This is a genomic window from Trebonia kvetii (genome assembly GCF_007827045.1).
Classification (GTDB): domain Bacteria; phylum Actinomycetota; class Actinomycetes; order Streptosporangiales; family Streptosporangiaceae; genus Trebonia; species Trebonia kvetii.
Map to the genome: position 1 here is coordinate 724,628 of NZ_RPFW01000002.1, position 15,196 is coordinate 739,823.

Sequence of the window (15,196 nt, forward strand, 5' to 3'; positions counted from 1 at the left end):
TCCTCCTCACGCCCTCATGGCTAATGACTGGCGAGGTACCACTCGGCCAGGTCGCAACTGTCGCGGGTGTAGCCGGCCCCGAGCTCCGCGGCGCCTGCCGCGGCCGGGTGCGAGCCGATCCAGGCGACTAGCAGCAGCCGCCGGAACAGGATGAAAGTCCAGATCTCGGCCTCGTCCGCGGCGGGCAGCCGTGCCCCCGCGCGCCGGTAGCCGTCCAGCCAGCAGGCAACCAGATCGGGTACGGCGGGGTCGTGCTCGAAGAAGCTGACGGCGGTGCCCAGATCGTACAAGTACCAGGCGAACCCGGAGTCGTCGAAGTCGATGACCGCTGTGCTGCCCTCGTGTACCAGCAGATTCGCCAGCCGGGTGTCGGCGTGCACCAGCCCGAACCGTTCGGGTCCGGTCCCGAACGCGGCGAGCCGGTCATGGAGCCTACGCTCGAGCCGCCCGAGGATCTCCGCCTCAGCCGGGCCGACGCCGGTGCCGTCCTGCCAGCGACCCCATCGTGGCTGCGGGCCGAACGCCGCATCGACGTCCCACCGGAACCGGGTGAACCAGGCCGGCCGATCCCAGTCCCTGGCGTGCGCGTGCATCCGCGCCGTGATCTCGCCGAGCTCCGCGAAATGCGCGGCGGCCGCGGCACCGCCGTCCGATCCGGGCGGTTCCGTCCCTGGCAGGAACTCGAACCGCACACAGAAGCGGGTCGCTGGGCGCTGCCGGGAAGCACCGCGACGGCGGGACACGCCGGGATCGGCCACGCTCACGATGCGGCGGCCGTCAGCGGCGGGCAGCACCCATGGGGTGCGGATCCCGGCCTCGGCCCGCAGCGCGTCCATCCACACCAGCTCCGACGCGATCGCCTGCTGGCTGTGATAGCCGAGCCGGTGCACGCGGAGCACCGACGGTCCGGCGTCCTGGTCGGTCACCAGGAACGTCGCGTTCTCCGAGACATTGAGGAGCCTGACATCGGCGTCCGGCCGGACGCCGTAGTCGGCGAGCGCGGCCCGTGCGCACGCGGTGACCCGGTCCAGGATGTCCCCGCCCGCCGACAGATCGTGATCCGCCATCGTCACCTCGCGTTGGACGGGTGAGGGTACGGCGGCTCGCCGACGGCAGCCCACGCGGCCAGTTGTTCCGTCAGCAGTGACCGCGCGGCGGGGTCGGCCGGGAACGACGGCAGATCGCCCAGCGGGATGTCGCCTGTGTCGGCGGGGATAACTGCGTCCACGACACGGGATGACACCCCGCGCTCGGCGGCGGCGTCCTCGCGTGCCTCCCCGATGGCCGCCTCGGTGATCTCCAGGATCTCCGCGCACAGCGCCGGGTCGAGCAGCAGGCCCGGCTTGTACTGCAGGACATGCGGATCGAGGGTGGAGAAGATCGCCCAGACCCCGCGGGAGTACAGGCGGCGCATCACGAACTTGGCGCCCTCGGGATGGGCGAACTCCAGGCCCATGACCAAGCCGTCCTTCCGCACGCCGGTGAACCAATCGGGGTATTTGGCCTGGATCCGGTCTAGGCCCTGGGTGAAGAAGGCCGCGATGTGGTGGGACATCGTCCGGACCGCGGGCCGGGTCGTGATCTCAAGGCAGCGCAGCGCGGCGATACAGCCCACTTCGGCACCGCCGAACGTTGACATGTGGGCGAAGCCGTCGGCCTCCATCCAGGCGGCGGCCCGCTCGGTGGCGAGGACCGCCGCGATCGGGTACAGGCCGCCGGAGATGCCCTTGCCGGTGACCAGCAGGTCGGGTGCGACGCCGTGCTTGCTGATGCCCCACAGCTCGCCGGTGCGCATCAGCCCGGTCTGCACCTCATCGGCGATGTACAGGCTGCCCTGGCGCTCGCAGAGGTCCTTGACGGCCCGCAGGTAGCCCGGCGCAGGCAGCGGAAACCCGTAGGTGGCCGGGATCGTCTCCATGATCACCGCTGCCACATCACCGGGCGCCAGCGCCTCCTCCATCGCGTCGATGTCGTTGAACGGCACTTGAGTGAACTCATCCGGCCGGTCGGCGAGGAACAGCCTGGCGAACCGCTCGTCGCCGGCCGCGACGGCCAGCCCGGTATGGCCGTGGTACGCCTTGGCGACCGAGACGACCCGCCGCCGCCGCGTCGCATGCCTGGCCGACTTGAGCGCGATGTCGATGGCCTCGCCGCCGCCGCTGCCGTACATCACCTTGGCGATGCCGTCAGGCGCGGTGGCGATCAGGGCCTCGGCCAGCGCGGTCCGGGCGGCCGACGGAAAGTGGTGGTTGCCGATGTCGAAGTAGGCCATGGCCTGCGTTACGGCCGCGACGATCTCCGGGTTGCGGTGCCCGAGGTTGTAGGTGCCGCCGTTGAGGTGCATGTCGATGAGGCGCTTGCCGCCGACGTCGTGGATCACGTACCCCTCGCGCCGCCCGATTACGAGCGGCACACCGGACTGCGTCCAGAACCGCGTCTTGCCCGGGTTCCAGAACCGCTCGGCCTTCGCCAGCAGCTCTTTCTTGGACGTGAAACGGATGAGTTCCCCGGTCACGGCCACCTCTTCCTTATTCGGTCAACCAAAACTCTGCCTTCTCAACCATTTCGTGTCAAGTGGTCCATGTTTCAGACAAATTATTTCAACCAAGACTCTTGATAGGTAATCCGATTAACTGTTACTTTCCCCGCAGACGCCAATAGGCCCTCAGGGGAGGCAACCCGTGGCACAAACAGAGCCCGTCACCGCGCCAGCGGGGACGGAGGACTTCGACATCTCCACCCAGGGGGATGTCGCTAAGCTCAAGAAGGGCGCGGTCGGCCTCGGCGGCGTGCTCTTCCTCACCCTGACGGGATCAGCGCCGATCACCGCGATGCTCCTGAACACCCCGATCGTGGTCGGATCAGGCGAGGGCATCGGCACGCCGGCCGCTTTCATCGTCGCGACCGTCATCCTGACCATCTTCTCCGTCGGGTACGTCGCGATGTCGCGCAAGAAGACAACCGCCGGCGGGTTCTACTCCTTCATCAGCCACGGCCTTGGCCGTGAAATCGGGTTTGGCGCCGGGTTCGGCACGCTGGTCGCCTACGGCGTCTTCGAGGCATCGCTGGCCGGCGGCTTCGCCTACTTCGCCAACCTGAAGCTCGCGTCCCTCGGGCTGAACGTCGGCTGGGCACCCCTGGCCCTCGGCATGGTCGTCGTCATCGGCCTGCTCACTTACTTCGACGTGTCGCTCTCAGCCAAGATCCTCGCCGTCGGGCTCATCACCGAGGTGCTGATCCTGGTGCTGTTCGACGTCCTGCTGCTGTCCAAGGGACACATCTACTGGTCGGCGATCAACCCGGTCAACGCGTTCAAGTCCTTCCCGGCCTCGGGCAAGCTGACCGCGGGCGCGATCGGCGTCGGGCTGTTCTTCGCGTTCTGGTCCTGGGTCGGCTTCGAGATGGCCCCGAACTACGGCGAGGAATCCCGCAACCCGAAGAAGAACGTCGGGCGGGCGATGTACATCTCGGTGATCGGCCTCGGCGTTTTCTACACGCTCACCTCCTGGGCGTCGCTGGCGGGCTACCCGTCGGTCAACTCGGCCATCGCATCGGCGCAGAGTGACCCGGCCAACTTCTTCTTCACCCCGTCCACCCAGTACGCCGGCCACTGGGTCACCTCGGTCATGAGCTACCTGATCATCACCGGCTCGTTCGCCTGCGGAATGGCCTTCCACAACACCACAGCCCGGTACACCTACTCGCTCGGGCGGGAGGGGATGCTGCCGCCGGTCCTCGGCAAGACGCACCCCCGGTGGCAGTCGCCGCACATCGCGTCGATCTTCGCCACGGTGGTGTCGGCGATCATCATCGGGCTCTTCGCGATCTTCGTGGGGACCAACGACCCCAGCTCCCAGGCCTACGGGCAGTTGTACGGCCTGATGGCGGTCATGGGCGTGATCATCATCCTGTCGGTCCAGGCGCTCGTCTCCCTGGCGATCCTCGTCTACTACCTGCGCCATCACAAAGACGAGGTGCACTGGTGGACGACGCTGCTCGCCCCGGTGCTGGCCTTCATCAGCCAGGGCTACGTCGTGTACCTGCTGTTCGAGAACCTCAACTTCCTGGGGGCCGGGTCATACGGGTACGCGAAGCTGTTCGGCCCGATTGACCTGGCGGTAGTGCTGATCGGCATCGCCCTGGCCTTCTACTACAAGCGGTTCAAGCCGCAGACCTTTGACAAGGTCGGCCGCCTCATCAACGAGGGCCTTTAGTCAGCCGCCGCGATGCGCGGCTAATCGGTCGCAATAGCCGGACGGCAGAAGCGGGGGTGCTGAATCCGTGCTGACGCCCAGCTACCCTACAAATCATCTACCTGTGGAAACTGCCCGTTGGTCCACGATCACCCAGATCTACGAGGGCACCAACCAGATCCAGCGCGTGGTCATGGCCCGGCAGCTGCTGGTCTCGACCCCTAGGATGGCGTGCCGACGCCCCGGATGCGGTTCTGCTCCGACGCCGGAGGCTGGCTGGTGATGGTTTTCGACTACCTGGATGCCAGGGACGCTGACCTCTCGCCGGGCTCACCCGACCTGGCGGGGGTGCTGGCCGCGCTCGACAAGATCGGCACCATGAAGCGGGACGCGCCGCGCCCGTCATGCAGAACATTGCGACGCTGCGGGACAAGGCTGCCGCGCTGCTTGGGAAGCACCCGGGCGGGCACCGGTGGGACATGTACAACGCCGCGATCAACGGCTTCGAGGACAACGACCTCGCCGGCGGCAGGCTAGTCCACTACGACCTGAACCCCGGGAACCTCAAAGTCTCCGCTGACGGGCAGGTGCTCGCCGTCGACTGGAGCTTCGCCGGCTCGGGTGCCCCGTGGATCGACGCGGTCCTGCTCGTCCCGCGTCTTATCGAGGCTGGGCACAGCCCCGGCAGCGCCGAGCAGTTGATCAGCCAGATCCGGTCTTGGCACGCCGCGCCTCCTGGAGCCGTAATCGCCGCCCTCGGGGCGCTGTGGACGATGTTCCGCGAGTACAAGGCTCTCCACGGCCCGATGAACGAACGCGCCTTCCGTGCCCAAGCTGCCATGGCCGGACGCGCGTGGATCGCCCACCGGATGAACTGAACTCCGCGCGGTTGAGCCGCGATGTTGACGTGGTTGTACCAGGCGGCGCACTGTCAGTGCGGGCCCTCTATCAGGCGGCGCAGTGCGGGGATGAGGGTCTCGATGTCTTGGTCGCCGCTGAACGCGACGACCGTCGTGCCGGTGCCGCGTGAGGCGTCCGCGGGTGCGGTGAAGAGACCGATCACCAGGGCCAGGGCGTCATCGAGTTCGCGTACTGGATCGGGGCTCTCGCCGCGCAGCCACCGGCGCAGGACGTGGTTGTGCGCCGCCACGGCGGCGGCGGCCATCAGTTCGGCCCGCAGCGGGGCGGGTTCAGCGGTATCGCCCATCCAGTCGGCGATGAACTCGCGGATCAGCCGCTGGTACCGGGCGACGGTGGCGATTTCGCGGTCGCGCAGCGCGGGCACGGTGCTGGTCAGCATGTAGCGTCGGCGCGCAAGGTCACCCTCGTCGATGTAGTGCAGCAGGACGAGGCGCACCGCCTCGGCGACCGCGACCAGGGCCGTGCTGTGACTGGATGTCCGCAGCCGCTCCCCCATCTGCTCAAGCAGCCGCTCATGGTCGGGAAAGATGACGTCTTCCTTGGAACGGTAGTGCCGGAAGAAGGTCGTCCGGCCGAGTCCGGCCCGCTCGGTGATGTCATCCACCGTGGTCTGCTCGTAGCCACGCTCGTCGAACAGTGCGAACGCGGCCTCGGCGAGCCGTTGTCGCGGCAATGGCTTGGTCATGGCCGCCAGTCTTTCCAATCTCGTGGCTGGTCGCCACTTGCGACTTGCTGAGGTACTCAGTACCATCCGAACGATACTCGATACCGTGGAGGCCAGACATGATCGTGCGGATGATTGTCGGCCTGGTGCTGACTGTCGCGGCGTTTGCCGTGGCGGGGCGGCGGCTGTGGTGGCTGAAGCGGCTGGCGTTCAGCGGCCAGCCGGCGCCGGAACGCCTTGAGTACGCCAGGTCGCATCCGGGGCGTGAGGCGGAGACGCAGCTGACGGAGGTGGTCGGGCAGCGGAAGCTGCTGCAGTGGACGGTGCCGGGGATGGCGCACGCGGCGACGTTCTGGGGTTTCCTGGTGCTGCTGCTGACGATCATCGAGGCGTACGGTGCTTTGTTCCAGCGGGACTTCGCGATCCCGGTGATCGGGCACTGGGCGGTGGTCGGGTTCATCGAGGACCTGTTCGCGGTCGGGGTGCTGTGCGGGATCAGCACGTTCACGGTCATCCGGTTCCGCGAGAACCCGCACAAGGAGGGCCGCAGGTCGCGGTTCTTCGGCTCGCACACCCGCGCCGCGTGGGTGGTCCTCGCCATGATCGCGCTGGTCATCATCACGCTGCTGGTCTACCGGGGTGCGCAGCAGAACACCGGGGTGTTCCCCTACCCGCACGCGTGGGCGTTCGCGTCCTGGGCGGTGGCGCAGGTCCTGCATCCCCTGGGGTACGGGGTCAACGCGGTGCTTGAGGTCGTGTTCATCTTGGCGCAGCTGGCGGTGGTGCTCGCGTTCCTGGTGGTCGTCACCTACTCCAAGCACCTGCACATCTTCCTGGCCCCGGTGAACGTGATGTTCGCCCGCCGCCCGGACGGGCTGGGCCCGCTGGAGCCGATGCGCTCGGGCGGGAAGGTGCTGGACTTTGAGGAGGCCGACCCGGACACCGATGTGTTCGGGATCGGGAAGGTGGAGGACCTGACCTGGAAGGGCATGCTCGACCTGGGCACCTGCACCGAGTGCGGCCGCTGCCAGTCGCAGTGCCCGGCCTGGGCGACCGGCAAGCCCCTGTCGCCGAAGCAGCTCATCCTGGACCTGCGCGACCACGCGTTCGCGAAGGCGCCCTGGCTGCTGGCGACCGAGGAGGAGCGGGTCACGCTGTCTGCCGACGTGCTGGCCGAGGCGGAACGGCCGCTGGTCGGCGGGCCGGACGTCAACGGGGTGATCGACCCGGAGGTCATCTGGGCGTGCACCAACTGCGGTGCGTGCGTGAACGAGTGCCCGGTCGACATCGAGCACATCGACCACATCAACGGGATGCGCCGCCACCAGGTCCTCATCGAGTCCGCCTTCCCCGCCGAGGCCACCACGATGCTGAACAACCTGGAACGCAGGGGCAACCCGTGGGGGATGGCCGAGGACAAGCGGGCCGAGTGGATCACCGAGCTCGACTTCGAGGTCCCCGTCCTGGACGGGACCATCCCTGCCGACACCGAGTACCTGTACTGGGTCGGCTGCGCCGGGGCGCTGGACGACCGGGCGAAGAAGGCCACCAAGGCGATCGCCGAGCTACTCCATGTTGCCGGGGTCAAGTTCGCGGTGCTCGGCCCGGCCGAGGCCTGCACCGGCGACCCCGCCCGCCGGCTCGGCAACGAGTTCGTCTACGGCATGCTCGCCGCCCAGAACATCGAGACCCTCAACGACGCCGGGGTCGGCGCCGGGACCGGCAAGAAGGTCATCGCGTCGTGCCCGCACTGCTTCAACACCATCAGCCGCGAGTACCCCCAGCTCGGCGGCACCTACGAGGTCATCCACCACACCCAGCTGCTCGCCCGGCTCGTCGCCGACGGAAAGCTCACCCCGGTCACCGCGGTGGAAGAGAAGATCACCTACCACGACCCGTGCTTCCTCGGCCGGCACAACAAGATCTACACCCCGCCCCGGGAAATCATCGACGCCGTCCCCGGCACCACCGCCGAGGAAATGCACCGGTGCAAGGGCAAGGGCTTCTGCTGCGGCGCCGGCGGCGCCCGCATGTGGCTCGAAGAAAGAACCGGCAAAAGGATCAACGAGGAACGCATCGACGAGGCCCTCGCCCTGGACCCCGACACCATCTCCACCGCCTGCCCCTACTGCATGGTCATGCTCGGCGACGCCGTCAACGCCAAGAAAGCCGCCGGCCAGGCCAAACAGACCCTCGAAGTCATCGACGTCGCCCAGCTCCTCGTCCGCGCCATCAAACTCCGCGAAGGCGGGGCCGCGGCGGACCAGCAGCCGGCGGGTGACACACCGGTCAAGTAAGGGGCACCTGAGCGGGAACGGTGGGCGTTGGCTGACCGAGCCGGTCGATAACGTCGACGACTCCATCGACGTCCCACATCAGCCGCAGCGCGACCGGGATGAGGTCACCGTGCTCACCGGCCTTCGGGTCAAGCGTCCCGGTGAGAGTGACGACCCCGTCCCGGACGCTCACGTCGGCCTCCCCTGGTCCCGCGAGCAGGATTTCGTCGAGCACCCGGCGCACGTCCGCGGCGATGTCCTCGTCCGGGCGGAGGAACACGGTCAGCAGGTCACGACGGCTGACCACGCCGAGCAGCTTCCCGTCGTCGTCCACGACGGGCAGCAGCCTGAGGTGGTGGCTGGTCATCAGCCGGGCCGCCGAGGGAACAGTGGAGTTCTGGCCGATCGTGATAGGCGGGGCGGTCATCAGCTCCCCTGCGACGAGCGCCGGATGGCTCTTACCGCGTACACCCCACCCCAGGCGGACGGGTGCACGAAGCCGACGCGCCGTCCTCGCCTGCACGGCAAGCAGGTCTGCCTCTGTCACAACGCCCGCCACCTCGCGGCCCATCTTCAACACGGGCATGCCGCTGATCCGGTGCTCCTCCAGGAGCTGGGCGATCACCTTGTAGGGAGTTGCCCGGTCGACGGTCACTACAGAGGTCGCCATGACGTCGCCGACCCGGCGGGACCACCCTCGGGTACCGGCAGCGTGGCCTGCACGACCTCCCTTGGCCGCCTGCTTGGTGGCATTCGCCGCACGGGATGCCGCGGGCATGGCCTGCTCGTTCATGTGCTCGGCCACGTTGTCGAGCGCCCGGTCCAGGTCGGCCTGAGTAGCCCGGCCCTGCAAGGATTCGTAATACGCTGCACCGAGGTGCCGCAGCATTCCATCCAGGTGATTTTCAGTTCGGGGCATCTGTGGTCACTTCCTTCTTTCCCAGCACTTTCAGTTTCCCGCTGAGAGCGGCTGGCTCGTCATGGCTGAATGTCCCTTGTGGCGAGGACCACGGTCCCGAAAGATCGGACGCTTACGCATGCGTCGTCCAGCGCGGGCCCGTCGCCTGCCAGTCGGCATCCCACTCCGTCATCCTGCGCTTGTTGAACAACCAGCGGGTCAGGACCCCGGCCAAGGCGACCACGATCGCGACGGCGACAACCCCGCCTGCCTCGGCAGCGACAGTCAGGTTCGCCACCTGCGAGTCGCTCATCGGCTGCTGGACGAGGTGCCCGTCAGGGGTCACCCACACTCGGAATGTCGCGCCGACCTCCGTACCGTAGGGGACGGGCAGATCACCCGTCACCGAGGTGCCGTCTGGCGCGATCCAGTGCGCCTTCGCCTCCGAGGCGACATTCCCTGAGCCCAATGCGGGCGGTCCGGGCGCGACGAGGGTCACGGCCGTGACCTTATGCCACGAGGCGGCTTGAGCCAGTTCGGACCGCTGCGCTGACGCATGCGCCCACGCACCCGATGCCAGCGCGACTAGCGGCGCGCTCATCAGGAACACCACCACAAGCATGATCAGCACGACGGTCTCGGCGCGGTCCGAAGCGCGCCGCAGCGGGTTTCGGTCAAAGAGCCGACCGCGGACCAGCCTGCTCATCAGTGTCACCCTGGGTATTCGCTGCCTGCTGCCCATCAGTCTCACCTCATTACAGCTATAGAGGCACTCAATCCACGGTCCCGCGGCCGCCACGGCAGCGGCAGGGCCGAAGGTCCCGGCAGGTCAGGACATCCGACGGTGCCGACCGCGCCGCTCCCGTTGAAAGCTTGGGAGTGTCAGGAGTGAAGGGAGTGACCCAGCCATGGCTACCACGTACTGCGAAATCGTCGTTGGGTATGACGGATCTCCTGCCGCCACTAAGGCCCTGAGCTGGGCAGCGAGGGAAGCCTCCGTGCGGAGGACGCCGCTGGCCGTGTTCCTCGCGTCGGATCTGGCACCGGCGGGTGAGGCGACTGTGCCGAGCCTGGCTGCGATTGCCAGGAAGCGGGGAGACTTCGCACTCGCTGAGGGGCTCAGGTACGCGGAATCGGCCGCACGCCCGAGCCGCGTCCGGGTGGAGCTGACCAGGAAATCCCCCGCCCAGGCGCTGTGCGAGCTCAGCGAGACGGCGCAGATGGTGGTGCTCGGATCGCACGGGCACGGCCGTCTGCCCGGCTTGCTCCTGGGCTCGGTCCCCTGGAAAGTTGCCGTGCACGGACACGGGAGGGTCATCGTCGTCCGCGGCGAGTGGAAGTACGTCAACGCAGCGCCCGGTCCGATCGTGGCCGGCGTCGACGGATCGCCGACATCGGAGAATGCCATCGCGTTCGCCTTCGAGGAAGCGGCATTGCGCGGCGTTCCGCTGGTGGCGGTGTGCGCACTCGCTGACTCGCCAGGCGTCTTCGGCGAAGCACGCCAGCTGTGCGAGGAGTTCGGCCAGGTCATGAGCCGGCTGGAACCCGAGCACCCGGATATCGAGGTCGTCAGGCAAGTCGTCGCTGGAGCGCCGCGATCCGCTTTGCTTGATGCCGCTCAGGGCGCGCAACTCGTCGTTGTGGGCAGTCTTGGCCGCACCGAGATGCCGGGCATGCTTCTCGGCTCGGTGGCACAGGCGCTGCTGCACCACTCGTCCTGCCCGGTGGGGATCGTCCATCCCGCGCCGGTCCCCGCGGTCGGCGCCCACACGTTCGGCGTTGCCAGGCAACTGACCTCCGTGGGGGGTTGATCACGATGGCCGTCGCGCTACTGGACTGGCACGGCGAACGGTGGGCCGAGATCACCGAGACCTCCACAGCCGTGGTGTTGTTCACCGGCGACCGGGCGTGGAAGCTGAAGAAGCCCGTCTGTCTCGGTTTCCTGGACTTCGGCACCACGGAGGCCCGCGCACAGGCGTGTGCCAGGGAGGTCGAACTCAATCGCAGGTTCGCGCCCGGGGACTACCTCGGAACCGCTGAGGTCCGGGGCACGGACGGACAGGTCTGCGAACATCTGGTGGTTATGCGCAGGATGCCGGCTTCGCGTCGGCTGTCGACCCTGGTTGCGGCCCATGCGCCGGTGGCCGGGACGCTGCGCCAGGTTGCGCGGATCCTCGCCACCCAGCACGCCAGATCGGCGCGCGGACCGCAGATCTCCGAGCAGGGAACCCGCGACGCGCTGCGGGAGCGCTGGGCGGACAACGTCCTGCAGGCCAGGCAGTGGACCGGGGAACGAATGCCACCAGGACCACTCGACCCGGCGATGATCGAGGAAACCGAGGAACTCGCCTGCCGCTTCCTCGCGGGGCGGGGCCCGCTTTTCGACGCCCGCATTCGGGACGGACGCATCATCGACGGACATGGGGACCTGCTCGCCGACGATATCTTCTGCCTCGACGACGGTCCGCGGATTCTCGACTGCCTCGATTTCGACGACAAGCTCCGCTGGCTAGACGGGCTGGACGACGCCGCTTTCCTTGCCATGGACCTGGAACGTCTTGGAGCACCCGTGTGGGCGGAGAAGTTCCTTGCCTGCTACGCCGAATACTCCGGCGACCCGGCTCCGGTATCGCTGCGCCACCACTACATCGCGTACCGGGCCTTCGTCCGCGCCAAGGTCGGTTGCCTGCAGGACGACCCGGCTGGCCGCCATGGCGCCCGTCACCTGGCCGAGATATCGCTGCGGCACCTGCGGGAAGGCGCGGTCACCCTGGTCCTAGTCGGCGGCCTGCCAGGCAGTGACGGGTCAGCGGTCGCCGGCAAGATTGCGGACCGACTCGGATATGCCGTGCTTAACAGCGACAGGATCCGCAAGGAGCTAGCCGGGCTGCCGGCGGAGACCAGCGCGCGAGCACCGTACGCGACCGGCATCTACACCCCGGAATGGACCGAGCGGGTCTATCAAGAACTCCTGCATCGCGCCACGGTCCTGCTGTCCCGCGGCGAATCTGTGGTCGCCGACGCCTCGTTCACCGCCGCCTGGCAGCGAACCGCCGCGGTCACGGCCGCCGCGACCGTCAGCGCTGACCTGGTCCAGCTCCGCTGCACCGCTCCCTGGGAACTAGCCGCCGGGCGGCTGTACTCACGTTCCGGTGAAACCGCGGACGCGGACCAGGAGATCGCTATCGAGATGGAGGCGGCGGCCGACCCGTGGCCAGACGCGATCGCCATCGACACCGAAGACGAGGCGACTGGCCTGCATGTCGAGTCCGTGCAGCGGGCGCTGCGGGCGATCCACCCGCATGGCCCCCCCGCTGCCTCGCGCTCTCCTCGGTCCTATATGTGCCCAGGCTGAGGCTCCCCGCGGCGGCACGGGGCTACAGCAAGTCCTGGCGGCGCGGTGACCTGCTAGCCGGGGTTACGGTGGCGGCTTTCCTCGTGCCTCAGGTGATGGCGTATGCGCGGGTAGCAGGGCTGAACCCGGCCGCCGGGCTGTGGGCCGCCGTGCCGGCCTTGGTCATCTACGCGGCAATAGGGTCGTCTCGGTCGCTATCGCTCGGCCCGGAGGCGACGACGGCGCTGATGACCGCCGCTGCTATCGGCCCGCTGACTGCGGGCAGCCCGGCCAGGTATGCATCGCTGGCCGCCACCCTGGCGCTGCTGACGGGTGTCATGGCCCTGGCAGCGGGGCTTGCGCGACTCGGCTTTCTCGCCGACCTGCTGTCCCGGCCGGTGCTCGTGGGTTACCTGTCCGGCGTGGCGCTCATCATGATCACGGGGCAACTCGCTGCCGCCACCGGGGTGCCGGTCACCGGGAGGGGTTCGTGACGCAAGTGGCGACCTTCGTCCGTCACCTCGGCGATGCCCAGCTCGCTACGTCGATAATCACGCTGGTGGTGCTGGCGTTCCTGTTCGTGACGCATGCTCGGTGGCCGCATCTCCCAGCTCCGCTGTTCGCGGTGCTGCTCGCGACCGCGATGGTGGCCGGTTTCGGGCTGCAACGGTACGGCGTCCAGACAGTCGGCACCATTCCTGCCGGATTGCCCGTCCCCGCAGTCCCCGCACTGCCGGCCGGCACCCTCGCCAAGCTGGCGCTGCCTGCCTTCAGTGTGTTCGCCGTTGCCTTCAGCGACGACGTGCTGACCAGCCGCGCCTTCGCTGGCCGCGCTTGTCATGTACGCGGCAACCCTGCTCATCGACCTGACCGCGCTGCGCCGGTTGGTCAACTTCCGCCGCGGCGAACTGGTCATCGCCGCCTCGGCGTTCCTTGGCGTGCTCGTCCTTGGCATCCTTTACGGCGTGCTTGTCGCCATCGGCGTGTCAGTCGCCGAACTGCTTGTCCGTGTCGCCCGCCCGCACGATGCGATCCTGGGGACAGTGCCCGGAATGGCCGGCATGCATGACATCGATGACTACCCGCAGGCCCGGACCATTCCCGGGCTGGTGGTCTACCGCTACGACGCGCCATTGTTCTTCGCCAACGCCCATGACTTCCGGCGCCGGGCGCTCGCCGCGGCACGGAGCGGCGGCCCTGGCAATCGCGCCCGGTGGTTCGTGCTCAACGTCGAAGCCAACGTGGAAGTAGACTTCACCGCCCTGGAGGCTCTCGATCAGGTCCGCGACGAACTTGCCCAGAACGGGACCATCCTGGCGCTAGCCCGCGTCAAGCAGGACCTGCTTGTCCGCCTCGAGGCATTCGGACTCGCTAAGACAATCGGACCAGACATGCTGTTCCCCACCCTGCCATCCGCGGTTACCGCCTACCAGCGCTGGAGCGCAGCTCACCCGGTGTAGACGGCCCTGATCACGGGCACCTGTCACATCAGTCGCTGGCATTCGCTGTGACAGCGTGTCATGGGTGAAGAACCAGGTCAGCGAAGGAGAAAAAGATGCCAGGAATCATCGTTGGTATCGACGGCTCTGTCCACTCTCGCCGGGCCCTGCAGTGGGCGCTCAACGAGGCGTCAATCCGGCATACGCCGCTTACCGTACTTACCGTCAGCCAAGAGGTCGCCGGGTACTCGGGCAGCGCCGTCAGCTACCCCGGAGACCAAGAGCGCGCTGAGAAGGCTCGCGATGCGGCCCAAGAGGAAACCGACAGCGCACTCGAGATGATCGACACCGCATCGAGGCCGCCGTCGGTCACCGTCCGGGCGGTCTCCGGCCTGCCAAGCGAGGTGCTCCTCGACGCGGCCGCCGGCGCGGACATGATCGTCGTCGGCTCCCGCGGCGCCGGAGGCTTCAAGCGACTGTTGCTGGGCTCGGTCAGCAGTCAGGTCACCAGCCACGCTCAGTGCCCCGTCGTGGTCATCCCCGCAGAGAACGCCTGACCAAGCTGGCCACCAGCGCGAGGTACAGCCAGCTGCGCATCTCAGTCCTCTGCGGGCACGACGGCGACAGGCCCGCGGGCATGGCTGAGGACTGCACGCTGGATTCCGCCCACATCAGCGGGATGTGGCGCGCCATGGCGCCCGATCACAAGAAGGTCCGCGCTCGCGGAGTGGCTGGCGAGCACCCGGGCGGGGTGGCCCTGGCAGACCTGCTGACTGACGGTAACTCCGGGGTATTTCTCGTACCAATCCGTCAGCCACGCGGGTACCTCCTCGTCGGCAGACGAGTGGATCACCAGGAGGTCCGCCTGGCGCAGCGCGGCCTCGTCGAAGGCGAACGCGAGGGTGGCTGCGGCGTCATGCCGGTCGCTAACACCGACGGCGACCTTGCGGTGCCCGGTGCTCTTCTCCTGTCCGACCACCACGACCGGGCAGGTGGCGTGCTGCGCCACGTATCTGCTGACTGAGCCGAGCAGCATCGATGCGAGCCCGCTGGTGCTGCTCGCGCCCACCACAAGCATGAGCGCGCCCACGCCACAGTCGGTGAGCACCTGCGCCGGAGCGCCAGACAGCAGGCTGGTGTCGAGCGGGAGCTCAGGGGCGATTTCCTTGCTTCGCGCGACGGCCGCGTCGAGCCACGCCGCCGATTCGTCACGGATGACATCGGCCACGGTGCGCGTGGAACTGATGTCTGGGCGCATTCGCGGCGGCAAGACGGGGACCGAAATTATCCGCAACGGCGCGCCGTGACGCCGTGCCTCACTGGCGGCCCACTCCACTGCGCGCAGCGATTGCGGTGAGCCATCTGCGCCCACCACGACGGGCTTAGTTGTCATGGCCTCTCCCCTCCGGCTCAATGCGGCTGCTCTCTATTCTCGCTCTTCGTGATCGAGCCTCCTTGTCCGCATCGCCTT

The 15,196-nt window shown here is 67.8% G+C and carries 13 protein-coding genes and 1 pseudogene; 8 read left to right on the top strand and 6 right to left on the bottom strand.

The window, feature by feature from the left end; translation table 11 throughout:
* Window positions 1-20: 20 nt before the first annotated feature.
* Window positions 21-1,067 (bottom strand): phosphotransferase enzyme family protein, encoded by a 1,047-nt coding sequence (locus EAS64_RS11995; RefSeq protein ID WP_145852996.1) that lies wholly within the window; start codon window positions 1,065-1,067, stop codon window positions 21-23.
* A gap of 2 nt (window positions 1,068-1,069) precedes the next feature.
* Window positions 1,070-2,515, bottom strand: a complete 1,446-nt coding sequence (locus EAS64_RS12000) for a class-III pyridoxal-phosphate-dependent aminotransferase (protein ID WP_145852997.1) — start codon at window positions 2,513-2,515, stop codon at window positions 1,070-1,072.
* A 166-nt stretch (window positions 2,516-2,681) separates the two neighbouring features.
* Between EAS64_RS12000 and EAS64_RS12005 the strand changes: the two genes are divergently transcribed.
* Together EAS64_RS12005 and EAS64_RS12015 are read left to right on the top strand one after the other, a co-directional pair.
* Complete coding sequence (locus EAS64_RS12005; RefSeq protein ID WP_145852998.1) at window positions 2,682-4,214, top strand: APC family permease; 1,533 nt, start codon at window positions 2,682-2,684, stop codon at window positions 4,212-4,214.
* A 383-nt stretch (window positions 4,215-4,597) separates the two neighbouring features.
* Window positions 4,598-5,071 carry a phosphotransferase family protein gene (locus EAS64_RS12015; protein WP_145852999.1) on the top strand — a complete coding sequence of 158 codons (474 nt, stop codon included), beginning with the start codon at window positions 4,598-4,600 and terminating at the stop codon, window positions 5,069-5,071.
* Window positions 5,072-5,124: 53 nt separating this feature from the next.
* Here the strand turns inward: EAS64_RS12015 and EAS64_RS12020 are convergent, their stop codons facing one another.
* A complete protein-coding gene (locus tag EAS64_RS12020; protein WP_145853000.1) occupies window positions 5,125-5,799 on the bottom strand; it encodes a TetR/AcrR family transcriptional regulator in 675 nt (224 codons plus the stop codon).
* Window positions 5,800-5,897: 98 nt separating this feature from the next.
* Here EAS64_RS12020 and EAS64_RS12025 point away from each other — a divergent pair, with 98 nt between their 5' ends.
* The gene (locus EAS64_RS12025; RefSeq protein ID WP_187365855.1) at window positions 5,898-8,075 is read left to right on the top strand and encodes a (Fe-S)-binding protein; all 2,178 of its coding nucleotides are present in this window, start codon (window positions 5,898-5,900) and stop codon (window positions 8,073-8,075) included.
* Here EAS64_RS12025 and EAS64_RS12030 read toward each other — a convergent pair.
* Together EAS64_RS12030 and EAS64_RS12035 are read right to left on the bottom strand one after the other, a co-directional pair.
* Window positions 8,068-8,907, bottom strand: coding sequence for a CBS domain-containing protein (locus tag EAS64_RS12030; RefSeq protein WP_187365856.1), 840 nt, complete (start codon window positions 8,905-8,907; stop codon window positions 8,068-8,070). The two genes, EAS64_RS12025 and EAS64_RS12030, sit on opposite strands and share 8 nt — an antisense overlap.
* A 178-nt stretch (window positions 8,908-9,085) precedes the next feature.
* Window positions 9,086-9,658 (bottom strand): Rv1733c family protein, encoded by a 573-nt coding sequence (locus tag EAS64_RS12035; RefSeq protein ID WP_145853002.1) that lies wholly within the window; start codon window positions 9,656-9,658, stop codon window positions 9,086-9,088.
* A gap of 202 nt (window positions 9,659-9,860) precedes the next feature.
* Between EAS64_RS12035 and EAS64_RS12040 the strand changes: the two genes are divergently transcribed.
* From EAS64_RS12040 to EAS64_RS12055, 5 genes and pseudogenes are all read left to right on the top strand, one after another.
* On the top strand, window positions 9,861-10,763 hold the full coding sequence (locus EAS64_RS12040) for a universal stress protein (RefSeq protein ID WP_145853003.1): 903 nt from the start codon (window positions 9,861-9,863) through the stop codon (window positions 10,761-10,763).
* Between the two features lie 5 nt (window positions 10,764-10,768).
* Window positions 10,769-12,307: a bifunctional aminoglycoside phosphotransferase/ATP-binding protein gene (locus tag EAS64_RS12045; RefSeq protein WP_145853004.1), complete on the top strand. Its 1,539-nt coding sequence runs from the start codon at window positions 10,769-10,771 to the stop codon at window positions 12,305-12,307.
* Between the two features lie 95 nt (window positions 12,308-12,402).
* A pseudogene (locus EAS64_RS47420) lies at window positions 12,403-13,055 on the top strand (SulP family inorganic anion transporter); the annotation flags it as partial.
* Window positions 13,056-13,125: 70 nt separating this feature from the next.
* On the top strand, window positions 13,126-13,746 hold the full coding sequence (locus EAS64_RS45750; protein WP_246115635.1) for an STAS domain-containing protein: 621 nt from the start codon (window positions 13,126-13,128) through the stop codon (window positions 13,744-13,746).
* A gap of 95 nt (window positions 13,747-13,841) precedes the next feature.
* Window positions 13,842-14,282: a universal stress protein gene (locus EAS64_RS12055; protein WP_145853005.1), complete on the top strand. Its 441-nt coding sequence runs from the start codon at window positions 13,842-13,844 to the stop codon at window positions 14,280-14,282.
* A 41-nt stretch (window positions 14,283-14,323) separates the two neighbouring features.
* On the opposite strand, the gene EAS64_RS12060 is transcribed toward EAS64_RS12055, so the two are convergent.
* A complete protein-coding gene (locus EAS64_RS12060; RefSeq protein WP_145853006.1) occupies window positions 14,324-15,118 on the bottom strand; it encodes a universal stress protein in 795 nt (264 codons plus the stop codon).
* Window positions 15,119-15,196 lie beyond the last annotated feature (78 nt).